23 protein-coding genes and 2 pseudogenes are annotated in these 19,480 nt (G+C 69.9%); 16 read left to right on the plus strand and 9 right to left on the minus strand.

The window, feature by feature from the left end:
- The first annotated feature begins 102 nt into the window (after nt 1-102).
- The 3 genes from AC3IYI_RS42445 to AC3IYI_RS42455 all read left to right on the plus strand — a co-directional run bounded on the left by AC3IYI_RS42445 (nt 103) and on the right by AC3IYI_RS42455 (nt 2,600).
- Nucleotides 103-381: a LysR family transcriptional regulator gene (locus AC3IYI_RS42445; protein ID WP_489412307.1), complete on the plus strand. Its 279-nt coding sequence runs from the start codon at nt 103-105 to the stop codon at nt 379-381.
- A gap of 261 nt (nt 382-642) precedes the next feature.
- Entirely contained in the window at nt 643-1,290 is a 648-nt protein-coding gene (locus AC3IYI_RS42450; protein WP_489412308.1) for an NAD(P)-dependent oxidoreductase, read from the plus strand.
- A 29-nt stretch (nt 1,291-1,319) separates the two neighbouring features.
- Nucleotides 1,320-2,600: a multidrug effflux MFS transporter gene (locus tag AC3IYI_RS42455; protein WP_489412309.1), complete on the plus strand. Its 1,281-nt coding sequence runs from the start codon at nt 1,320-1,322 to the stop codon at nt 2,598-2,600.
- Between the two features lie 72 nt (nt 2,601-2,672).
- On the opposite strand, the gene AC3IYI_RS42460 is transcribed toward AC3IYI_RS42455, so the two are convergent.
- Together AC3IYI_RS42460 and AC3IYI_RS42465 are read right to left on the minus strand one after the other, a co-directional pair.
- A complete protein-coding gene (locus AC3IYI_RS42460; RefSeq protein WP_489412310.1) occupies nt 2,673-3,245 on the minus strand; it encodes a dihydrofolate reductase family protein in 573 nt (190 codons plus the stop codon).
- 199 nt (nt 3,246-3,444) lie between these two features.
- Complete coding sequence (locus AC3IYI_RS42465) at nt 3,445-4,197, minus strand: GbsR/MarR family transcriptional regulator (protein ID WP_489412311.1); 753 nt, start codon at nt 4,195-4,197, stop codon at nt 3,445-3,447.
- A 221-nt stretch (nt 4,198-4,418) separates the two neighbouring features.
- Between AC3IYI_RS42465 and AC3IYI_RS42470 the strand changes: the two genes are divergently transcribed.
- From AC3IYI_RS42470 to AC3IYI_RS42480, 3 genes are read left to right on the plus strand one after another with little or no spacing between them, the layout of a single operon-like run.
- Nucleotides 4,419-5,084 carry a DUF4097 family beta strand repeat-containing protein gene (locus AC3IYI_RS42470; RefSeq protein WP_489412312.1) on the plus strand — a complete coding sequence of 222 codons (666 nt, stop codon included), beginning with the start codon at nt 4,419-4,421 and terminating at the stop codon, nt 5,082-5,084.
- 26 nt (nt 5,085-5,110) lie between these two features.
- On the plus strand, nt 5,111-6,091 hold the full coding sequence (locus AC3IYI_RS42475) for an ATP-binding cassette domain-containing protein (protein WP_489412313.1): 981 nt from the start codon (nt 5,111-5,113) through the stop codon (nt 6,089-6,091).
- A complete protein-coding gene (locus tag AC3IYI_RS42480) occupies nt 6,088-6,873 on the plus strand; it encodes an ABC transporter permease (RefSeq protein WP_489412314.1) in 786 nt (261 codons plus the stop codon). The genes AC3IYI_RS42475 and AC3IYI_RS42480 overlap by 4 nt, the downstream gene beginning before the upstream one ends.
- Before the next feature lie 144 nt (nt 6,874-7,017).
- Here the strand turns inward: AC3IYI_RS42480 and AC3IYI_RS42485 are convergent.
- Both AC3IYI_RS42485 and AC3IYI_RS42490 read right to left on the minus strand, forming a co-directional pair.
- Nucleotides 7,018-7,188: pseudogene (locus AC3IYI_RS42485) on the minus strand (type I glyceraldehyde-3-phosphate dehydrogenase); the annotation flags it as partial.
- A 61-nt stretch (nt 7,189-7,249) separates the two neighbouring features.
- Nucleotides 7,250-7,354, minus strand: a pseudogene (locus tag AC3IYI_RS42490) (hypothetical protein); the annotation flags it as partial.
- 227 nt (nt 7,355-7,581) lie between these two features.
- On the opposite strand from AC3IYI_RS42490, the gene AC3IYI_RS42495 reads away from it, so the two are divergent.
- The 5 genes from AC3IYI_RS42495 (at nt 7,582) to AC3IYI_RS42515 (ending at nt 11,995) form a co-directional block, all read left to right on the plus strand.
- Nucleotides 7,582-8,487 carry a helix-turn-helix domain-containing protein gene (locus AC3IYI_RS42495; RefSeq protein ID WP_489412315.1) on the plus strand — a complete coding sequence of 302 codons (906 nt, stop codon included), beginning with the start codon at nt 7,582-7,584 and terminating at the stop codon, nt 8,485-8,487.
- A gap of 161 nt (nt 8,488-8,648) precedes the next feature.
- A complete protein-coding gene (locus AC3IYI_RS42500; RefSeq protein ID WP_489412316.1) occupies nt 8,649-9,173 on the plus strand; it encodes a hypothetical protein in 525 nt (174 codons plus the stop codon).
- 110 nt (nt 9,174-9,283) lie between these two features.
- Nucleotides 9,284-10,135 carry a DUF4097 family beta strand repeat-containing protein gene (locus AC3IYI_RS42505; RefSeq protein ID WP_489412317.1) on the plus strand — a complete coding sequence of 284 codons (852 nt, stop codon included), beginning with the start codon at nt 9,284-9,286 and terminating at the stop codon, nt 10,133-10,135.
- A 73-nt stretch (nt 10,136-10,208) separates the two neighbouring features.
- Complete coding sequence (locus AC3IYI_RS42510; RefSeq protein WP_489412440.1) at nt 10,209-11,213, plus strand: ATP-binding cassette domain-containing protein; 1,005 nt, start codon at nt 10,209-10,211, stop codon at nt 11,211-11,213.
- Nucleotides 11,210-11,995, plus strand: coding sequence for an ABC transporter permease (locus AC3IYI_RS42515; RefSeq protein WP_489412318.1), 786 nt, complete (start codon nt 11,210-11,212; stop codon nt 11,993-11,995). Before AC3IYI_RS42510 ends, AC3IYI_RS42515 begins: the two co-directional genes overlap by 4 nt.
- 18 nt (nt 11,996-12,013) lie before the next feature.
- Here AC3IYI_RS42515 and AC3IYI_RS42520 read toward each other — a convergent pair whose 3' ends face one another.
- Entirely contained in the window at nt 12,014-12,451 is a 438-nt protein-coding gene (locus tag AC3IYI_RS42520; protein ID WP_489412319.1) for a DUF4267 domain-containing protein, read from the minus strand.
- 62 nt (nt 12,452-12,513) lie between these two features.
- The gene (locus tag AC3IYI_RS42525) at nt 12,514-12,960 is read right to left on the minus strand and encodes an anthrone oxygenase family protein (protein ID WP_489412320.1); all 447 of its coding nucleotides are present in this window, start codon (nt 12,958-12,960) and stop codon (nt 12,514-12,516) included.
- 90 nt (nt 12,961-13,050) lie between these two features.
- Between AC3IYI_RS42525 and AC3IYI_RS42530 the strand changes: the two genes are divergently transcribed.
- Entirely contained in the window at nt 13,051-13,629 is a 579-nt protein-coding gene (locus AC3IYI_RS42530) for a TetR/AcrR family transcriptional regulator (RefSeq protein WP_489412321.1), read from the plus strand.
- A 59-nt stretch (nt 13,630-13,688) separates the two neighbouring features.
- On the opposite strand, the gene AC3IYI_RS42535 is transcribed toward AC3IYI_RS42530, so the two are convergent.
- Nucleotides 13,689-14,603, minus strand: coding sequence for a helix-turn-helix domain-containing protein (locus AC3IYI_RS42535; protein WP_489412322.1), 915 nt, complete (start codon nt 14,601-14,603; stop codon nt 13,689-13,691).
- Between the two features lie 9 nt (nt 14,604-14,612).
- Nucleotides 14,613-14,861 carry a hypothetical protein gene (locus AC3IYI_RS42540; protein WP_489412323.1) on the minus strand — a complete coding sequence of 83 codons (249 nt, stop codon included), beginning with the start codon at nt 14,859-14,861 and terminating at the stop codon, nt 14,613-14,615.
- 1,117 nt (nt 14,862-15,978) lie between these two features.
- On the opposite strand from AC3IYI_RS42540, the gene AC3IYI_RS42545 reads away from it, so the two are divergent.
- Both AC3IYI_RS42545 and AC3IYI_RS42550 read left to right on the plus strand, forming a co-directional pair.
- Nucleotides 15,979-16,212, plus strand: a complete 234-nt coding sequence (locus tag AC3IYI_RS42545; RefSeq protein ID WP_489412324.1) for an MmyB family transcriptional regulator — start codon at nt 15,979-15,981, stop codon at nt 16,210-16,212.
- Nucleotides 16,213-16,370: 158 nt separating this feature from the next.
- On the plus strand, nt 16,371-16,544 hold the full coding sequence (locus tag AC3IYI_RS42550) for a hypothetical protein (protein ID WP_243336469.1): 174 nt from the start codon (nt 16,371-16,373) through the stop codon (nt 16,542-16,544).
- An 88-nt stretch (nt 16,545-16,632) separates the two neighbouring features.
- Here AC3IYI_RS42550 and AC3IYI_RS42555 read toward each other — a convergent pair whose 3' ends face one another.
- Nucleotides 16,633-17,649 (minus strand): helix-turn-helix transcriptional regulator, encoded by a 1,017-nt coding sequence (locus tag AC3IYI_RS42555; RefSeq protein ID WP_489412325.1) that lies wholly within the window; start codon nt 17,647-17,649, stop codon nt 16,633-16,635.
- Between the two features lie 297 nt (nt 17,650-17,946).
- On the opposite strand from AC3IYI_RS42555, the gene AC3IYI_RS42560 reads away from it, so the two are divergent.
- Together AC3IYI_RS42560 and AC3IYI_RS42565 are read left to right on the plus strand one after the other, a co-directional pair.
- Nucleotides 17,947-18,141, plus strand: a complete 195-nt coding sequence (locus AC3IYI_RS42560) for a hypothetical protein (protein WP_489412326.1) — start codon at nt 17,947-17,949, stop codon at nt 18,139-18,141.
- Between the two features lie 167 nt (nt 18,142-18,308).
- Nucleotides 18,309-19,295 carry an LLM class flavin-dependent oxidoreductase gene (locus AC3IYI_RS42565; protein ID WP_489412327.1) on the plus strand — a complete coding sequence of 329 codons (987 nt, stop codon included), beginning with the start codon at nt 18,309-18,311 and terminating at the stop codon, nt 19,293-19,295.
- Nucleotides 19,296-19,480 lie beyond the last annotated feature (185 nt).

Here is a 19,480-nt window from a genome sequence, read left to right on the forward strand (position 1 = left end):
TGTGGGGAAGGGAAGTGCGAATCATCGCCCCGAAGTTATACCTGCACCGTGGTATGTTTCTGGCCTTCGAGGCTCTGAGCCTCGCAGAAGGGAGCCCCTGCCGTGCAGTTCCAGCAGTTACGCTCGTTCCGTGAGGTAGCCGCCGAGATGAGCTTCACTCGCGCCGCTCGCAACCTCCACTACTCGCAGCCCAGCGTCACGGCCCACATCAAGAACCTCGAGGACGACATCGGGGTCGCGCTGTTCGATCGCGCCGGCGGCCGGGTCCAGCTCACCGAGGCGGGCATGCGACTGCTGCCGCACGTAGAGAAGATCATCCTGATCGCCGAGGCCGCCCGTGTGGACGCCGCCTCCGCCGGCAGTGCCCGTCCCGCCGCCTGACCAGCCGTGGTGACCGTCTCCGTGCCCTCAACAAGGCTTCCCCGACTCGTTGTTGATGCACCCCCTCGAGCGTGATGCCGCCAGGTTGGCGTGGATGGGCAAGGGGCCGTGCGCAGCCCAACAAGAGCTGATCGGCGGCCGAACCTACGCTCGGGCCGATCGAACCGTGCGCCCGGCAGTGGTCGCGTACGGAGGAGCTCGGCGAGGCCGTGCACTGGTTCCGGCAGCACCACCGGATCACCGAGGAGAAGAGGCACCACCATGAACATCCTGCTTTTCGGAGCCAGCGGACACATCGGCAGCGCCATAGCCGGCGAACTGCTCTCCCGCGGGCACGCCGTCACCGGCGTGACCCGCACCGGCGAGATCGCGGGCAACGGCCACGAGGGCCTGAAGGTGATCGCCGGTGACGCCACCAACGCCGACACCGTGGCCGAACTGTCCGCCGCGGGCTACGACGCCGTCGGCTCGGCCGTCGGCCCCAAACTCGGCGTCGACGACGACCACAAGATCATCGTCGGTGCGGCGGGCGCGCTCATCGAGGGCCTGACGCGCAGTGGCGTACGCCGTGTCGTGGTCCTCGGGGGCGCCGGCAGCCTGGAAGTCTCCCCGGGCGTCAAGGTCATCGACAACCCGAACTTCCCGGCCGTCTGGAAGCAGAACGCCCTCGCCCAGAGCGAGGCGCTCGGCCTCTACCGCCAGGCCGGCTCCCTGGACTGGACGTTCATCTCCCCGGCGGCCCAGATCGAGCCCGGTGAGCGCACCGGGACCTATCGCGTCGGCGGTGAACAGCTCCTGGTGGACGCCGAAGGCAAGAGCCGCATCAGCATCGCGGACTACGCGGTCGCCTTCGCGGACGTACTGGAGCGCGGCGAAGCGATCCAGTCCCGCATCACCGTCGCCTACTGATTCCGCGTTCCCCGGAGGGGATCAGAAACATGACGTCACCCGCGACACCGAAGGGCGCCGGCATCGTCCGGTTCGCCATCATCCTCGGTGCCCTCACCGCTCTCGGCCCGCTGGCCAACGACGCCTACATGCCGGGCCTCCCGCAGATCGCCGAGGACCTCGACACCAGTGCCTCGGCGGCCCAACTCAGCCTCACCGCCTGCCTGCTCGGCCTCGGCATCGGCCAGCTCATCGCCGGGCCGGTCAGCGACGCGCTCGGCCGCCGCCGTCCGCTCATCGCCGGTCTGGCGCTGTTCGCCGTCACCGCGCTGCTGTGCGCCTTCGCCCCCGACATCTGGACGCTGGTCGGGCTGCGCGCCCTCCAGGGCCTCGGCGGCGCCACCGGCATCGTCATCGCCTCCGCCGTCGTGCGCGACCGGCACACCGGGCCCGCCGCGGCCCGGTTCTTCGCGATGCTGATGCTCATCACCGGCATCGCGCCGATCCTGGCGCCCGTCCTCGGCGGCCAGCTGATGCTCGTCACCTCGTGGAAGGGCATCTTCATCGGTCTCGCGATCATCGGCGCCCTGATGCTCTTCGGTGTCGCCGGGGCCCTGCCGGAGACGCACCCCGCCGAACGGCGCGTGCGCGGCGGCCTCAAGGCCACCGGCCCGATCTTCCGCCGGCTGCTCGGCGACCGGGTGTTCGTCGGCTACAACCTGGCCTGCGGCTTCGCCTTCGCCGCGATGTTCGCGTACATCTCCGGCTCGACCTTCGTGCTCCAGTCCATCCACGGGATGTCCCCGCAGGCCTACAGCGCCGTCTTCGGCGTCAACGCCCTCGGCCTGGTCATCGCCGCGCAGGTCAGCGGCCGCATCGTGCACAAGACCGGCCCGCGCGCCCTGCTCGCCACCGGTCTGGCGCTCTCCGCGGCCGGCGGCCTCGGGCTGCTCGCCGTCGTCCTCACCGACGCCGGTCTGGCCCCGCTGCTCGTCGCGCTCTTCCTGGTCGTCTCCAGCGTCGGCCTCGTCATGCCGAACTCCTTCGCGCTGGCCCTCCAGGACCACGGCGACGTGGCCGGCTCGGCCGCAGCGCTGCTCGGCCTGTCCCAGCACCTGATCGGCGCGGCCGTGGTCCCGCTCGTCGGCCTCGCCGGCGAGGACAGCGCGGTTCCGATGGGCATCGTCATCGCCGTCCTCGGCGCCGGCGGTCTGCTCTTCTTCGGCCTCACCAAGGGCCACCAGGCCGCCGGCAGCGAGGAGGCCGAGGCACAGGCGCCCGAGGTGCAGGCGGCCGAGACCGTTCCCTCCGCGGTCCGCGAGCCTGTCTAGGACCCTGGCGAAGCAGGCTCCCGCAACGGATGGCCCACCGGGGGTCCGTAGGCGTGTGGGTACGGGCGCGGGTCAGCGGACGACGTCGAAGACGTTCAGCTGCAGGCCGTTGGCGTAGGCCTCGTGCTCGACGAGCTTCAGCTTCTGCGCGTCCTTGTCGGTGGCGCTGAAGAGCCGCTTGCCCGCGCCGAGCAGCAGCGGGAAGACCAGCAGGTGGTACCGGTCGATCAGGCCGGCGTCGGAGAGGGCCCGGTTCAGGGTGGCGCTGCCGTGGACGATGATCGGGCCGCCCTCGGTCTCCTTCAGTGCGGCGACCTCGTCGAGCGAGCGCAGGATCGCGGTCTCGCCCCAGTTCGACACCAGGTCGTCCTCGGCGAGGGTGGTGGAGACGACGTACTTCGGCATCTCCTTGTAGTCGGCGAAGTCCTCCATGCCGGGCCACACCGGGCTGAACGCCTCGTAGCTGGTCCGGCCCAGCAGCATCGCGGAGGCTTCCTTCTGCTCCCGGCCCTTGATCTCGAACGCCTCGGGCAGGAACTCGATGTTCTTGAAGGTCCAGCCGGAGTTGCGGTACCCGGGCTCGCCGCCCGGGGCCTCCACGACGCCGTCGAGTGAGATGAAGGCGGAGCTGATCAGGGTGCGCATCTGGGGTTCCTCGGAATCTCGTGTCGGGCTCTCGGCGGTCCGTCCGGCGCGCCCCGCGACCACCTGCGTGGCTGCCGCGGCGCACCTTTCATGAACTAAGACCGCAGTCCCCCGGGAAACTCATCGGTCCCTGCGAAATTTCTTCCGGGAAAGGCGCGAGTCCTCCAAAGGCGTGCGAACTGCGTCGCCTGCGTCGTCTTCAGTCGCGGTCCGCACTCGGTTCGGCGGCGTCCGAGGGTGCTTCCGGCTTCGTGTGGAGGATCTCGCGGGCCTGTTCCGCGGCGCGGGCGATGCTCTCGGAGACGAAGTCGAGGAAGCGGGCGATGTTCTCCATGCGGGTGCCGGCCGGGGTGCCGGCGCCGAGGACGGCGACGCCCTGCCGTGCCGTCTCGACGATCTGGGCGGCGGAGCGGGCACTGGCCATCATCGACTGGTACCAGATGTCGTCGTCGACGACGTAGCGCTCGCGGCGGCCTTCCCCGCGTTCCCGGCGGACGAGGCCCTGCTCCTCCAGGAACGTGATCGACTTCGACACGGACGCCGGGCTGACCTGGAGGCGCTGGACGAGTTCCGACGCGGTGAGGCTGCCCGTGTCGGTGAGGGTGAGGCAGGCCATCACCCGGGCCGTCATGCCGGGCATGCCCGAAGCCATCATGACGGTGGTGAACACCTCCTCGTAGGCGCGCACGGCCTCGGCGTCCCGTCCGTAGGCCTGCGGGGCCGCCTGCGGTCCGCGGGGCGCGGGTTGCTTGCGCCGGTGCGCGCGGGCTTCGGTGGCGCGGTGGGCCAGGTCGGCGCGGTAGGTGCCGGGGCCGCCGTTGCGCATGACCTCGCGCGTGATAGTCGAGGTCGGTCGGTCCAACTGTCTGGCGATCTCCGCGTAGGCGAGGCCGTCCGCCACTCCCAGGGCGATCTGCTGGCGTTCCTGCTGGGTGAGCCTGCCTCCCGGCATCGCGGTCTCCTTCGTGGGGTGTCGTGCCCCCAGTATAGCGTTTACTTCCATCTCATTGCAACGTCTTGAGTGGTGTCGTTGCATTTGATTCCAGGCTTGCGCAACGATTAAATGCCTTTGACCTGCGATTATTAAGGTTAGTCGCAACGAACTGCTTGTTGGGAGTTGGAAAGCAACGTAGCTTTTCCCTCATCGGAAACAACGAGTCGCAGGAGAAGATCATGCAGAAGTTCGCCACCACCGCCCCGATCTCCACCGTTCTGGACATCCCCGCCGGCATCGTCCGCTTCATCGCCGCGGACCGTGCGGACACCGCGGTCGAGGTCCGGCCCGCCGACGCCTCGAAGGGCCGCGACGTGAAGGCGGCCGAGCAGACCCGGGTCGAGTACGCCGACGGGGTCCTGCGGATCGAGGCCTCGGTGAAGAACCAGCACCTGGGCGCCTCCGGTTCCATTGAGGTGACCGTCCAACTGCCCGCCGGCTCCCGCGTCGAGGCGAAGGCGGCCAGCGCCGAACTCCGGGGCGTCGGACGCCTCGGTGACGTCCTCTTCGAGAGCGCGCAGGGCTCGGTCAAGCTCGATGAGGCCGCGAGCGCCCACCTGACCCTCGCGGCCGGCGACGTCTCGATCGGCCGCCTGGGCGGCCCCGCCCGGATCAGCACCCAGAAGGGCGACCTGCGCATCACCGAGGCCCTGAGCGGCACGGTCGAACTGCGCACCGAGTACGGCGACATCTCGGTCGGCGCCGCTCGCGGGGTCAGCGCCACCCTCGACGCCGGCACCTCCCTCGGCCGGATCCACAACGCCCTGCACAACACCGGCGGCGCCGCCGCCCTCGCCATCCACGCGACCACCGCCTACGGCGACATCACCGCCCGCAGCCTCTGACATCCCTTCACGAAGGAGCACCGCTCATGACCACCTGGGCCATCACGGCGAACGGTCTGCACAAGTCCTACGGCGACAAGACCGTCCTCGACGGCATCGACCTGACAGTCCCCGAAGGAACGGTCTTCGCCCTGCTCGGCCCGAACGGCGCGGGCAAGACCACAGCCGTCAAGATCCTCTCCACCCTCGTCTCCCCGGATCCCGCCTCCGGCGAGATCCGGGTCGGCGGCCACGACCTGGCCGCCGACCCGCGGGGGGCCCGTGGGGTGATCGGTGTGACGGGTCAGTTCTCCGCGGTGGACGGGTTGATCACGGGTGAGGAGAACATGCTCCTCATGGCGGATCTCCACCACCTGTCGAAGCAGGAGGGGCGGCGGGTCGCCGCCGAACTCCTCGAGCGGTTCGACCTGACGGAGGCGGCGAAGAAGCCGGCTTCCACCTACTCGGGTGGGATGAAGCGCCGTCTCGATATCGCGATGACGCTGGTCGGTGATCCGCGGATCATCTTTCTCGACGAGCCGACGACCGGTCTGGATCCCCGTTCCCGGCACAACATGTGGCAGATCATCCGAGAACTGGTCACCGGCGGCGTCACGGTCTTCCTCACCACCCAGTACCTGGAGGAGGCCGATCAGCTCGCGGACCGTATCGCGGTGTTGAACGGCGGGAGGATCGCCGCGGAGGGCACTGCCGAGGAGTTGAAGCGGATGATCCCGGGTGGGCATGTCCGACTGCGGTTCTCCGACCCGGCCGGCTACCGGTCGGCCACCGCAGTACTCGGCGAGGTCAGCCGGGACGACGAGGCGCTGGCGCTGCAGATCCCCAGTGACGGCAGTCAGCGCGCACTGCGCTCGATCCTCGACCGGCTGGACTCCGCCGGAGTCGAAGCGGATGAGCTGACCGTGCACACTCCTGACCTCGATGACGTGTTCTTCGCCCTGACCGGTACCGATCCGCGCCCCGGTTCTTCCACCCTTCCCGGCCAGTCGAAGGAGAACGTCCGATGAGCTCTCTGTCCCTTGCGGTCCGTGATTCGTCCACGATGCTGCGCCGCAACCTCCTGCATGCCCGGCGCTATCCGTCCCTGACGCTGAACTTGCTGCTCACGCCGATCATGCTGTTGCTGCTGTTCGTCTACATCTTCGGAGATGTGATGAGCGCGGGCATCGGCGGCGGCAGCCGCTCCGACTACATCGCCTACCTCGTGCCGGGCCTGCTGTTGATGACGATCGGCTCGACCACGATCGGTACGGCGGTGTCGGTCTCCACCGACATGAGCGAGGGCATCATCGCCCGTTTCCGGACGATGGCGATCCACCGCGGGTCGGTGCTCATCGGGCACGTCATCGGCAGTGTGCTGCAGTCGATCGCGAGTGTGGTCCTGGTGGGCGCTGTCGGGGTGGCCATCGGATTCCGTTCCACGGACGCGACGGCCCTGGAGTGGCTGGCGGCGTTCGGGCTGCTCGTCCTGTTCGCCCTGGCGCTCACCTGGATCGCCGTCGGCATGGGGCTGATCAGCCCGAACGCGGAGGCCGCCAGCAACAACGCGATGCCGATGATCCTGCTCCCACTGCTGTCGAGTGCTTTCGTTCCGGTCGAGGGGATGCCGGGCTGGTTCCAGCCGATCGCCGAGTACCAGCCGTTCACTCCGGCCATCGAAACCCTGCGCGGTCTGCTGCTGGGCAGCGAGATCGGCAACAACGGGTGGATCGCGGTCGCCTGGTGCCTGGGTCTCGCGGTCCTCGGCTACTTCTGGTCGGCCGCAAAGTTCAACAGTGACCCGAAGTAGCGGCCGGGCAGCACAGGCCCCCTCCCGCGCCCCGCTCCGCCCGAAGGCGGCGTACCCCGACAACACGTCGGAGTACGCCGCCTCGTTCGTATGCGCTCGGGGAGCCGTCGGACGCGGCGCCGGTCAGCGGGCGCCGATCAGCAGGGAGGTGGTCGGCACGGTGTTCGTCGCCGCCGAGCGGGCGCGGTGCAGGTCGGTGTGCGGCTCGTCCTGGAGGTTCTGGTCCGCGGTGTAGGCGTGGACCGTGGTCATCAGGCCGTGCTCGATGCCGAGCGCGTCGTCGAGGACCTTGGCCAGCGGGGCCAGGCAGTTGGTCATGATGCGCCAGCGTCGCGGGGTCGGTGAGGTCGTTGACGGCGACCACCTCCAGGCCGGTGCCCCGCTGAAGGGCGGCGTGGAAGAAGCTGCGGCCGATGCGGCCGAATCCGTTGATGCCGACCTTGATCGTCAGGTGAAACTCCTCGTTCGAAACTACATCCATGACCGCATGTGAAGCCGTGTTGTCCGGCCGGTCCTCATCCTCGACCGTACCGGTCGGCAGGTCGGCTGGCTTGCGCAAATACGGCTATTCATTGCCTGTTTGCGCGTAAAGGTCGGGTTTGGTGCCTGCCTCATTGGAATATCTGATGGGAGTGAGTACCTGCATGCAGGTATGTTTTTATAAGGCCTGCCTGTCACGAGGGCACGCTTCCCGGAGCGAGGAGAACGATGGACATGCTGCCGCTGCGCGGGCCGAGCACGGCGCGCGTCATCCGCACACACGGCGAGTTCGTGTACGGGGCCACCGTCCGGCGCGACTTCGGCGACGTCACCATCTCCCTCGTCACCGGGGAGGCCCACGAGGCCGTACGCCCCGGCCGCCACATCCGCCCCGACCCCACCGCGCCACTGCGGGTGTTCCGGGCGCTGGCCGGCGAGATCCACGTCCACCAGGACGGCCGCCGGGGCCGGGCGAGCGGCCCGCAGATCATCTGCTGCGACACCAGCCGCCAGTACCGCCTCCTGCTGCCCGGGCCCTTCCACCTGGTCGAAGTGCAGCTCCCGCACCGGCACCTCGGCATGTCGGCCGGCGACACCGCGAAGCTCACCGCCACCGGCTGGTGCGGGCGGATGGGCGCGGGCGCCCTGCTCTCCCAGCTCCTCGCCGGACTCCACGACCACGGCACCGAGATCCACTCCGCCGTCGACCGGGTCGGCGCCACCGTCGCGGGCCTGACCGCGGCCGTCCTCGCCGACCGGCTGCGCCACGTGGCCGCCGAGGATGAGGTGGCCCGGCACGACCTCATGCTGGGCATCCAGGCGTACATCCGAGCACGGCTTTCCGACCCCGAGCTCACCCCGCGGGCGGTCGCCGAGCACCACAACATCTCGCTGCGCTACCTCCAGCGGATCTTTCAGGAGTGCGGGACCAGTCCCGCCCGGTGGATCCGGGACGAGCGCCTCGCCCGCTGCCGGTCGGAGCTGCGCGACCCGCGGCTCGAGCACCTGCCCGTCGGGGTGATCGGCGGACGGTCCGGCCTCTACCAGGCCTCGCACTTCAGCAGGCTCTTCCGCGACCGGTACGGCCTCACCCCGCGCGGCTACCGGACCATGCGCGAGGCCGTGCCCACCTAAGCCGTGGTAGCGAGCGCAGCGGTGGTGTCGTCTGGTGTCACTGTGGCGCACGATGGCGTCATCGGTCTGACCAGCATGTTTGTGTGTAGTGGTGTCATTGCTCAGCAGCGTGGTGCCACATTGGCTCGACATGGCGCCATGTCTGTGCCATGCTGGGCGACATGGACCTCACGCCCTACGTCACCACCCTCCGCCAAGAGCTCGCCGTCGCCGCCGAGGCCGGCGGCGACGAAGCCCGCAAGCTGGCCGAGAGGCTCACTGCTCCCCTGGAGTCGGCAACCCGGCTGACCCTGCTCAATGTGCTCTCCGCCGCGATGGACGAGATCACCCGCGAACTCGCCCCCGGCTCGGTCGACGTACGGCTGCGAGGGCTCGACCCCGAGTTCGTGGTGACAGTGCCCTCCAGCGAGGGCCGCGCCCCCGCGGAGCCGACCGCGGCTCCGTTCGCCGAACCGCTCGCGCCGCAGGCGTCCGCCGACGGCGACGAGGGTGGCATCGCCCGCGTCAACCTGCGGCTGCCGGCCCACCTGAAGGCCCGTGCTGAAGAGGCCGCGAGCCGTGAGGGGCTGTCGGTCAACGCGTGGCTGGTGCGCGCCGTATCGGCCGCGGTCGACGGCGGCGCCCAGCCCCGTACGGCGGAGAAGTCCCAGAGCGTGGGGCAGAGCTTCACGGGCTGGGTGCGTTAACCCACGCCCCCATCGGTTCCATCACCGCACCGCACTGCACCGCCATCAGTTCTCCCACACCACGTCCCACCAGCGGGGACGCCCAGAAGACTCAAGAGGACGGGACAGCCATGCCTTCTTTCGACACCTCCGAAGCGATCTCGGTCACCGCACACGTGGAGGCCGGCTCCATCCAGTTCACCGCGGGCGACCGCCTCGACACAGTCGTCGCGGTGCAGCCTCGGGACCCGAAGCGGGACAAGGACGTACGGGCGGCCGAGCAGACCGAGGTCGCGTACCGGAGCGGTGTACTGACCATCAGGACGCCCAAGTCCAATCCGTTCGGCCGCCCCGGCATCGTCGACGTGACGGTGGAACTGCCCACGGGCTCACACGTCGACACCACCGGCTCCTGGACCCAGGTGCTCGGCGAGGGCCGGCTCGGCGAGGTCCGGGTGAAGACCTCGTCCGGCGACGTCCGCCTCGACACGACCGGCCCGCTCAAGCTGACCGCGTCGCACGGCTCGATCACCGTGGACCGGGCCGAGGGCGCGACCGAGATCACCACCAGCTCCGGCAGCCTGCGCCTCGGCTTCGTCGACGGCCCCGCCGTCCTGAAGAACTCGCACGGCACCACGACCGTCGGCGCCGCCATCGGCGAGCTGCGGGTGAGCGGTGCCAACGGTGACATCGAGATCCGGCGCGCCGAGGACTCGGTCACCGCCAAGACCGCCCACGGCACCCTGCGGGTGGGCGAAGTCGCCCGTGGAACCGTGGAGTTGGAGACCTCCTACGGGGCCATCGAGGTCGGCGTCCGCGAGGGTACGGCCGCCTGGCTCGACGTCAGCTCGGGTTCCGGTCAGGTGCGCAACACGCTCACCGCGTCCGGGAGCCCGGAGGCGAGCGCGGACACCGTCAAGGTCCGGGCCCGGACGAAGTACGGCAACATCGACGTCCGTCGCGCCATCGCCGCCGGAGCCTGACCGCCCCTCTCTCTCGGCTCCTCTCCCCCGTCACTTAAGCCTTCGAATGGAGGGCCTCATGCCTTCTTCTGTCATGCCCACATCAAGTCGACGGGACGGTCGCCCGTCTCCGGCCGCCGTCTCCACCGTCGGTCTGTGCAAGTCCTACGGCGACAAGACCGTCCTCGACGGCATCGACCTGAGCATCCCGGCCGGTTCCGTGTTCGCACTGCTCGGGCCCAACGGCGCCGGCAAGACCACCGTCGTGAAGATCCTGTCCACGCTCATCACCGCCGACGGCGGTCAGGCCCAGGTCGCGGGCCACGACATCGCGGCCTCCCCGGGCGGGGTGCGCGCCGCGATCGGTGTGACGGGGCAGTTCTCGGCGGTGGACGGGTTGATCACCGGTGAGGAGAACATGCTCCTCATGGCGGATCTGCACCACCTGTCGAAGGGGGAGGGGCGGCGGGTCAGCGCCGAGTTGTTGGAGCGGTTCGACCTGGTGGAGGCGGCTAAGAAGCCGGCTTCCACCTACTCCGGCGGGATGAAGCGCCGGCTGGACATCGCCATGACCCTGGTGGGCAACCCGCGGATCATCTTTCTCGACGAGCCGACGACCGGTCTGGATCCCCGTTCCCGGCACAACATGTGGCAGATCATTCGTGAGCTGGTCTCCGGTGGTGTGACGGTCTTCCTGACCACGCAGTACCTGGAGGAGGCCGACGAACTCGCCGATCGGATCGCGGTGCTGAACGACGGAAAGATCGCCGCGGAGGGCACTGCCGAGGAGCTGAAGCGGATGATCCCGGGTGGGCATGTCCGACTGCGGTTCTCCGACCCGGCCGGCTACCGGTCGGCCACCGCAGTACTCGGCGAGGTCAGCCGGGACGACGAGGCGCTGGCGCTGCAGATCCCCAGTGACGGCAGTCAGCGCGCACTGCGCTCGATCCTCGACCGGCTGGACTCCGCCGGAGTCGAAGCGGATGAGCTGACCGTCCACACGCCTGACCTCGATGACGTGTTCTTCGCCCTGACCGGCACCGATCCGCGCCCCAGTTCTTCCACCCTGCCCGCTCAGTTGAAGGAGAACGTCCGATGAGTTCCCTGTCCCTCGCGGTCCGTGATTCGTCCACGATGCTGCGCCGCAACCTCCTGCATGCCCGGCGCTACCCGTCCCTGACGCTGAATCTGCTGCTCACGCCGATCATGCTGTTGCTGCTGTTCGTCTACATCTTCGGAGATGTGATGAGCGCGGGCATCGGCGGCGGCAGCCGCTCCGACTACATCGCCTACCTCGTGCCGGGCCTGCTGTTGATGACGATCGGCTCGACCACGATCGGTACGGCGGTGTCGGTCTCCACCGACATGAGCGAGGGCATCATCGCCCGTTTCCGGACGATGGCGATCCACCGCGGGTCGGTGCTCATCGGGCACGTCATCGGCAGTGTGCTGCAGTCGATCGCGAGTGTGGTCCTGGTGGGCGCTGTCGGGGTGGCGATCGGGTTCCGTTCCACGGACGCGACGGCTCTGGAGTGGCTGGCGGCGTTCGGGCTGCTCGTTCTGTTCGCCCTGGCGTTCACCTGGATCGCGGTCGGCATGGGGCTGATCAGTCCGAACGCGGAGGCGGCCAGCAACAATGCGCTGCCGATGATCCTGCTGCCGCTGCTGTCGAGTGCTTTCGTTCCGGTCGAGGGGATGCCGGGCTGGTTCCAGCCGATCGCCGAGTACCAGCCGTTCACTCCGGCCATCGAAACCCTGCGCGGTCTGCTGCTGGGCAGCGAGATCGGCAACAACGGGTGGATCGCGGTCGCCTGGTGCCTGGGTCTCGCGGTCCTCGGCTACTTCTGGTCGGCCGCAAAGTTCAACAGTGACCCGAAGTAGCGGTGCGGGTAGCGCAGGTCATCGAGGGGTGTAGCCAAGGGACGGGGCGGCGGTAGCGGCGGGTTTCGCGGCGTGCGGCCGCTCCGTCAGCAGGAGGGTGGCGGTCAGCACGAGGAAGGTGGCTGCCGAGGCGTGCACGGTCAGCGCCGTTGCCACGGTGCCGCCGTGGGTGACCACCGCCAGTGCATCGCCCACCGGTATGACCACGTTGATCAGCACGACCCAGCCGAGGATGCGGCGCCGGCCGAGGCCGAGCAGGAGGAGCGTGACGCCCGCCGTGGCGATGTCGCGCACGCCCTTGACGATGAAGTAGCCGTCCGCGTTGCCCGTCGGCCAGGGGTCGATGCCGTAGCTCGTGGGGGCGCCGCCGGGATTGAGCAGGAAGTTCAGGCCGAAGAGCAACGGTGCGGCCCCGGCGAGCAGGGACAGCAGGGTGGTCAGGCGATGCATCGTCATGAGTGTTCTCCCCAGTGCGCTGGCAGACGGATTCCGGTACGAGGGTGGTCAGGACCGCGGGCTCAGACGAGGGCGGCGACGAGCAGGGCGAAGGCGGCGACGATGACGGCGACGCGGACGTAGTGGAAGCGTTCCCAGCGGTTCAGCTGCTCCTTCCAGTCGGCGGGCCGGTTCTCGGGGGTCCACGTCTTGTTCCGGTTGTTGATCGGGACGAGCAGCAGGAGCGACATGACCACGCTGAGGATCAGCAGCGCGCCGGCGGTGACGACGAGGCCGGTGCCCTGGTGGTGCCATCCGGCGACGGCCCAGACCGCGACGAGGACGAGCGAGGTGATGTACCAGACCGGCATCACGGCCCCGAGCATCCGGCCCCCGTGGGCCTTGCCGAGTTGGCCGCTGTCCTCCGGGAGGGCGTCGAGGATCCGGTTCATGACGAAGGCGACGGAGAACTCCACCCCCACCATCACGCCGACGACCACGGTGGTGATGACCTCGAGTGCGTTGAGCATGATGACCCTCTCGGAATCTAGTGCTGCTAGGTGATGAGGCAACGCTAGCGTTATTGCCGCTCGATTGTCTAGCGATGCTAGGATCGAATCATGTCGGTACAGGAACGCAAGCAGCGCGAACGGGCGGAGCGTGAGCGCCTCATCGTGGCGACGGCCCGCGAACTCGCCGAGCAGCAGGGCTGGGACGCGGTCACCACCCGCCGGCTCGCCGAGCGCATCGAATACAGCCAGCCCGTCCTCTACAGCCACTTCCGTGGCAAACGCGAGATCATCGGCGCCGTCGCCCTCGAAGGCGCCACCGAGATGGCCGCGGCGCTGCGGGCCGCGACCTCCGCCGCGGACGGCCCCCGCGCCCGGGTCGCCGCCCTCGCCCGCACCTACCTCGACTTCGCCGCACGCAACCCGGCGGTCTACGACGCCATGTTCCAGCTCGACGGCGGCCTGCCCTTCGCGGACGAGGACACCCCGCAACCCCTGAAGGACGGCTTCGCCGCCCTCCAGGAAGGCCTCGGAGAGGCCGCCGGGGACGGCGTCCACCCGGGACTGTTCACCGAGACGTTCTGGGCGGCCCTGCACGGACTGGCCACCCTGACCCGGGCGCGACGGCTCCCGCCGCAGGACGCCGAGCGCAGGGTGGAGCTGCTGGTGGACCGGCTCGCCATGGTCTGACACGCCGCCCCATGGCCGTGGAGGGAGCGTCCTGGTGTCGGACGCTCCCTCCACGGTTTTCAGAGGGCCGCGGCGGCCCCGGCCGCGGCTGTGATGCCTCTGACCAGTCCCGACAGCCACTGTCCGGGCCGGCGGGTGCGCGTCGGCCGGGGGCGGCCGGGGGCGCCGGCGGCCGGTTCGGTGACGGGCTCGGGGGTGCGCGTCGGCGTGGTGTCCGCGCGGTGGGAGAGCTCCGGCACCGGTACGGGCTCCACCTCGGGTCGGGGCCCCGGCAGGGTGAGTACGGTGGCCAGGGCGGACTTGGTCTGGTGGAGGTCCTCCTCGAGTGCGGTCAGGCGCTGGTGCATGTTGTGGTCGGCGGTGCCGTTGCGGGCGGCCTCGATGCGGTCCCACGCCGCGAGCCAGCGCATGACCTCGGACTCCTTGGTCACCCCGCAGGCCCGCACGAAGTAGGCCAGGAGGTCGCGGCGGCAGTGCCGTGTGCCGTTGAGTACCGCGCCGAGCGTGCTGCGCGGCAGCATGGTGACGGTGCTCGAACCGGGCGTGGCCCGCGTCCCCAGTTCGCGCAGGGACGGGTTTCCGACGCGAAGACGCAGGTCTCGCATGGCGTGGAGCAGGTCGGCCGGCTCGGAGATGTACTGGGGCGCCATCGCCGGCCGCCGCGGTACGGAGCCGGTCTTGCCGGGGGTCCGGATGGAGGCGGCCTTCGTCCACAGCCGCCGGGCCTCGGTGATGCTGCCGCCGCACGCCTTGGTGTAGGCCTCGACGACGCGCCACGCCGGGACGCTGGGCCGCTGCCCGGAGGCGGGGACCAACTCGGCGCGGTACAGGGTGCTGCGGGAGGTGGGCAGGCCCACCTGTTCGGTTCGCTCCGCCACCTGGCTGATGGTGAGGCCCGAGGCCTGTCGCAGTGACAGCAGCCACTGCGACAGGCCTCGGGTGTGCTCAGCCAGGGCGCTGTTGATGCGCCCCACCGCGGTCTCCTAGGAGGCCTGGCGGCGGGCGGCGGTGAGCGTGTCGACCAGCCGGCGGATCAGCTCGATGGCGAGCAGGCCTCCGACGGCGAGGACGGTGATGACGGTCTCGACCGGCATTCCGTAGAGGGTGAGTGCGGCGGTGAGGAGGATGACGATGACCACGATGATCGTGGCGGGCACCGGAACCAGGGTTCCGGTGCTCGTCGTCGGAGCCTCCACGCACGCCGCGGCTGCGCGCGCGGTCTTCTTCTTCAACTGATTCTCCTGAGGGGGTCTCGTTGCCACTCGACAGGCCCACCAGATGGCCGACGGCCTTGCAGGGCCGAAGGTCGTAGACCTTCCCACAGCGTTCAGGAGCCCTCATGTACGCGTCTACAGTCGCTCGGAGCCCCATTCCACTTTGTCCCACTGGAAGTTGAGATGGCGTCAGGGGGAATCCCGCAGGCCAACGGCCCACCGTTCCGCCCGCGCGCACGGGAGATGCCGGTGCTGTCCCACGTGCTGAGGCCATGAGGCCTTGTCCCGCCGGTCTGGAACCCCGACGCTTCGATCCGTAGCCCGAAAGACTCGGGCCCCACGGAGGGGGAGTGAAGGCGATGCACGTCACGACCTGGATCAATCCATGGCCAGTGCTTCAGTCCCTCGTCTTGCTCTGCGCCGGCTTCCTTCCGTGGAGGACCTCCGCGCCACTCGTGGGCACCTTCGCGCCGCCACGGGACTCGGCCACGCAGACGTGGCACGGGTTGCTCCGCGCGTCTCCCGGATGATCCCGGAGCCCCGTCCGCATGCCTGCAGGTCAGGCGGGTCAGGCAGGTCAGGCATGTCTGGGATGGGGGGAATCCCGCCTGCCTTCCCTGGGGGAACTCCCGGACGCGGTCTCTGACCGTGCCGGTCTTTCCGGACGACTTCCGGAGCCGTATGCCCCCATGCCCACATGCCCTCATGTCCACGTGTCCGCATGCCGCATACCCGCAGCTCAGAGGCATGTCCGGGACCTGGCGAACCATGTCCGCCTCCATGGGGCGGATCTCTCAGACGCGGTCTCCCCGGGCCGTTGCCACTCGACACCAACAGGGGAAACTGGTCGGATCTCGTTGCAGCGAGCCCGGCCCCGGGTGCAGCCACTGGCTGCACCCTGAGCTTTGAAGGACGGGAAGGACCACAGGCCGAGTACCTGGTCCAACCCGAAGGAGCGGGAGAGGAACCTCCCGGCCGGCCGGCGGGCGGCGGTGCGCAGGCGCTGCCGGAACGCCGGCTGCGTGTTCCACGTCCCGGTGGCCGAAGCCAAGTTGAAACGACAGGGGCGCAGCCGCATCCGCCGCCCCGGCCCGCCCCGCGCGGCCCGCCCTCTCGGGCGGCCGGTTGCCCCGGCTTGATCAAGACGCACGGCGGCTACCACCTGCGCCATCCCGCCACCGGCGAGTTCACCCTCCAGTACGAAAGCCTCAACCTGCCCGGCGATCCCGACCAGAAGCTGATCATGTACACCGCCGAGGCCGGATCCCCGTCGGAGGCGGCGCTGCGGATCCTCGCCGCGCAGACCCGGGACGTGGACCCCGTACTCGCCGTGCGCCCGGCCGGGGGAGCCCGTACGCCGGTGCAGTGACCGCGCGCGGCGACCGCGCCGTGAGGGTGCTTTCCCGTGGCCGGCTCGCAGCATGCTGCGAGCCGGAATGCCGGAAGCTGCACCCGGAACGGGGCCGGGCGGACGGGACCCGCTGTCAGAGTGGAATGGCCATCCCCGCTTCCGAAGGAGCCACCACCATGGCCCAGACCCAGACCCAGAAGAACCCGCTCGCCGTCACGACCGGTGTGCTGATCGCCCTCCTGGCCTCGTCCACCGTGCTGTTCGACGGCACCGCGCGGTACGTCGTCATGGGTGTGCTCGCCGTCGGCGTGCTCTCCTGCGCCCGCGCGCTCCAGCGGTCCCGCGCGTAGCCGTGGCCGTCTTAGCGGGAGTCCGCGAAGGGGGAGCACCTCCGACGCGGACTCCGTGCTTACCGGGCGGCCGCCCCGGCCGCCCCGCTCAGATCCAGCCGCGCTCCCGCGCGAGCAGCGCCGCGTGGAACCGGTTCGACGCGTCGAGCCGGTGCATCAGCGTCGCCACGTACTTGCGGTACGTCCGCACCGAGATCCCCACGTCCCGCGCCCCGTTCTCGTCCTTGTCGGCCGTGCACAGCGACTCCAGGATCCGGCGCTCCAGTTCGGTGGGGCACTCGCCCTCCGCCGCCGGCCCCTCTTCGTCCGCCGCCGCCGGTATTTCCTGCGCCTGGCCCCACATCCGGTCGAAGAGCGACACCAGCGTGGTCACCAGGCCCGGTTCACGGGTCAGCAGCGCTCCGCGCTTGCTGTCGGAGGGGTCGATCGGCGTCAGCGCTGCCGCCCGGTCGAAGATGAGGATGCGCTCCAGGTCGAGGCGGGACACCCGTACCTCCGCCCCCTTGCCGACCATCTCCCGCAAGTACGCCATCGTGGCCGGGTCGGCCAGCGCGGCCGCCCCGAACAGGCTGCGCATCCGGATCCCGCGCCGCAGGATGCGGGCGTCGGCCGGCCGGGAGGTTTCGATGATCTCGGGCCGCATCACCCCCGAGGGCCACGTGGTCATGGACTCCGACCGGGTGAAGAACGTCAGCTCGTCGATGGCCGCCCGCACCTGCTCGATGCCCATCAGCCGCTCCATGGGAGGCCGGTCCGCCCCCGCGATCGCGTCCGAGGTCGTGGCCGCGTCCCGTTCCGCGAGCAGTGAGGCCACGATCGCGTCCGCCGCCGCCCTGGTCTCCATCTCCTGCCGCATCCGGGCGAGCCGGGCGTCGATCAGGTGCTGCACCGCCTTGGCGGGACTGACCGGGCGCAGCAGCCCGTCGGTCATCGCGGCGAGACCGAGGGCCGTGGCCCGCTGCCGCAGGGCGCACACCGCCTCCTCGTCCAGATCGGCGTGCCGCACGAGCTGTTCGGGATCGGCGCCGCCGCTCCTGAGCAGGACGCGGTAGAAGCGTTCGTCCTCCGGATCGATATCGAGAAACGCCAGATCCGGATCCCCCATGGATTCCCCCAACGCCGTGGCCGGTCATTACCTGGCCTAGATCTACCTGTTACCCCGGGTCGAGGCTACGGCAATGATCCATTCCGCTTCCAGGTCCAGTGCGGAAGGGGGCCGCGGACGGTGCAGTAAGTGACCTCGCAGAACGCAGCAAGCTGCGCGTGACAGCCCTCGAACGAAGCCTTTCCGAACGGCAGAGTTGTGGTCACAAGGAGCCGCCGGGAAAAACACCGGAGGCCACCGGAACCGGGTGGGAAAAGGCCGGATCCGGGACGGACCGCAAATCAAGGGGGAACCACCGTGATGAAGCGCCTCAGCGTCACTCTCGCCGCCGCCGTACTGATCGGCCTGGCCGGTGCCGGCACCGCGAACGCCGACGCTCCGACCCCGCTTCCCGCACCCGGCACCCAGGTCTGCGTACCGATTCCGGCCGGTCTGCCGGTCCCCGACGTCTGCGTGATCATCCCGGGCCGCGACACCCACAACTGGGACTAGTACCCCCTCCGGCAGGCTCCTGCCGGAGGGGACCGGGAAATGATCTCCGCCCCGCAATTCCCGGCCCGGTCCCGCGATATCCGATCTTCCTCGACCATTGCGATCTTCAATCATCCGGCTCCCGGGAAACGAACTCCCGGACCCCGAGCACAAGGAGAGAAAGTCCGATGACCGCCTACTCGGTGCTCGTCCCCTTCGTTCCGAGCCGCCCCGAGCAGCTCCTGCCCTTCGCCGGGCTCGTCCACTGGACCGGGGCCGAACGCCTCTGGCAGGGACAGAGCCTGGTCACCGAGACCCACCAGGCCTTCGCCCACGCGGCCGGCGCCGGATTCAGGGTCCCCGTCGGGCTCGGAGTGACCCTGATGCCGCTGCGCCACCCCACGGAGGCCGCCCTCCAGGCCCGTTCGCTGGCGCTGGTGACGGGTCAGCCGGTACTCGCCGGCTACGGGCCGGGAGCCCCCGCGGTGCAGAAGGCGCTGCTCGGAGCCCCGTACCGGAGCCCGCTCACCGCCGCCCGGGAGTACCTGACCGCCGTACGCGCCGCCCTCGACGGTACGGACACGCTGCTGGACGGGGAGTACCTGCACCAGGAGGCGCTGCTCCCGCCGGTGCCCGGACCGCCCGTCGAGATCGGGCTCGGTGTCCTGCGCCCCGGCATGGCGAGGGTGGCCGGAGAGGTGGCCGACGCGGCGATCTGCTGGCTCACCCCCGCCCGCTACCTGGCCGACACGATCGTGCCCGAGGTGCAGAAGAGCGCCGAGAGCGCGGACCGGCCGGCGCCCAAGGTGGTGGCCATGGTGCCGATCGCCCTGGCGGCGCCCGACCGGGACCCCGTAAGCCTCGCCCTCGCCTCCAACCGGCACCACCTGAAGGCGCCGCACTACCAGGACATGCTCCGGCGCGGCGGTGTCGAACTCCCCGCCGCCACCGGTTCGCAGACGGACGACGAGCGGGCGCGGGGCGCGGCGCTGGTCGCCGGCGACGCCTTCCTCTACGGGGAGCCCGCCGAACTCCTCGCGAAACTCGATGCCTTCCGCGAGGCGGGCGTCGACGAGATCGTCCTCAACGTCACGGGCGTGGCCCAGCTGTACGGCGCCCAGGTCGCGAGCCGTGAACTGCGCACGCTGCTCACGGTCCTCGGACTCGCCTCCTGACCCGAGGCGGCCCGGGCCCCGTGCCCGCACCCCCGTGCCCGCACCCCCCGTACCTCCGCTCGCCGGCACCCCCTGCCTGCACGCACCCCTGCCCGCACGCACCCCTGCCCGCACGCACCCCCGCAGACTTCCGGCCGCCCGGCCGATCCCCCTCCAGCTCCGCGTCATCAGGCGCCCGCGTCCAC

Source organism: Streptomyces sp. GL_148 (assembly GCF_057834205.1).

Coding starts and splice junctions, on each gene's coding strand:
- AC3IYI_RS42450 (WP_489412308.1), top strand. CDS start 643: ATGAACATCCTGCTTTTCGGAGCCAGCGGACACATCGGCAGCGCCATA.
- AC3IYI_RS42455 (WP_489412309.1), top strand. CDS start 1,320: ATGACGTCACCCGCGACACCGAAGGGCGCCGGCATCGTCCGGTTCGCC.
- AC3IYI_RS42460 (WP_489412310.1), bottom strand. CDS start 3,245: ATGCGCACCCTGATCAGCTCCGCCTTCATCTCACTCGACGGCGTCGTG.
- AC3IYI_RS42465 (WP_489412311.1), bottom strand. CDS start 4,197: ATGCCGGGAGGCAGGCTCACCCAGCAGGAACGCCAGCAGATCGCCCTG.
- AC3IYI_RS42470 (WP_489412312.1), top strand. CDS start 4,419: ATGCAGAAGTTCGCCACCACCGCCCCGATCTCCACCGTTCTGGACATC.
- AC3IYI_RS42475 (WP_489412313.1), top strand. CDS start 5,111: ATGACCACCTGGGCCATCACGGCGAACGGTCTGCACAAGTCCTACGGC.
- AC3IYI_RS42480 (WP_489412314.1), top strand. CDS start 6,088: ATGAGCTCTCTGTCCCTTGCGGTCCGTGATTCGTCCACGATGCTGCGC.
- AC3IYI_RS42495 (WP_489412315.1), top strand. CDS start 7,582: ATGGACATGCTGCCGCTGCGCGGGCCGAGCACGGCGCGCGTCATCCGC.
- AC3IYI_RS42500 (WP_489412316.1), top strand. CDS start 8,649: ATGGACCTCACGCCCTACGTCACCACCCTCCGCCAAGAGCTCGCCGTC.
- AC3IYI_RS42505 (WP_489412317.1), top strand. CDS start 9,284: ATGCCTTCTTTCGACACCTCCGAAGCGATCTCGGTCACCGCACACGTG.
- AC3IYI_RS42510 (WP_489412440.1), top strand. CDS start 10,209: ATGCCCACATCAAGTCGACGGGACGGTCGCCCGTCTCCGGCCGCCGTC.
- AC3IYI_RS42515 (WP_489412318.1), top strand. CDS start 11,210: ATGAGTTCCCTGTCCCTCGCGGTCCGTGATTCGTCCACGATGCTGCGC.
- AC3IYI_RS42520 (WP_489412319.1), bottom strand. CDS start 12,451: ATGACGATGCATCGCCTGACCACCCTGCTGTCCCTGCTCGCCGGGGCC.
- AC3IYI_RS42525 (WP_489412320.1), bottom strand. CDS start 12,960: ATGCTCAACGCACTCGAGGTCATCACCACCGTGGTCGTCGGCGTGATG.
- AC3IYI_RS42530 (WP_489412321.1), top strand. CDS start 13,051: ATGTCGGTACAGGAACGCAAGCAGCGCGAACGGGCGGAGCGTGAGCGC.
- AC3IYI_RS42550 (WP_243336469.1), top strand. CDS start 16,371: ATGGCCCAGACCCAGACCCAGAAGAACCCGCTCGCCGTCACGACCGGT.
- AC3IYI_RS42555 (WP_489412325.1), bottom strand. CDS start 17,649: ATGGGGGATCCGGATCTGGCGTTTCTCGATATCGATCCGGAGGACGAA.
- AC3IYI_RS42565 (WP_489412327.1), top strand. CDS start 18,309: ATGACCGCCTACTCGGTGCTCGTCCCCTTCGTTCCGAGCCGCCCCGAG.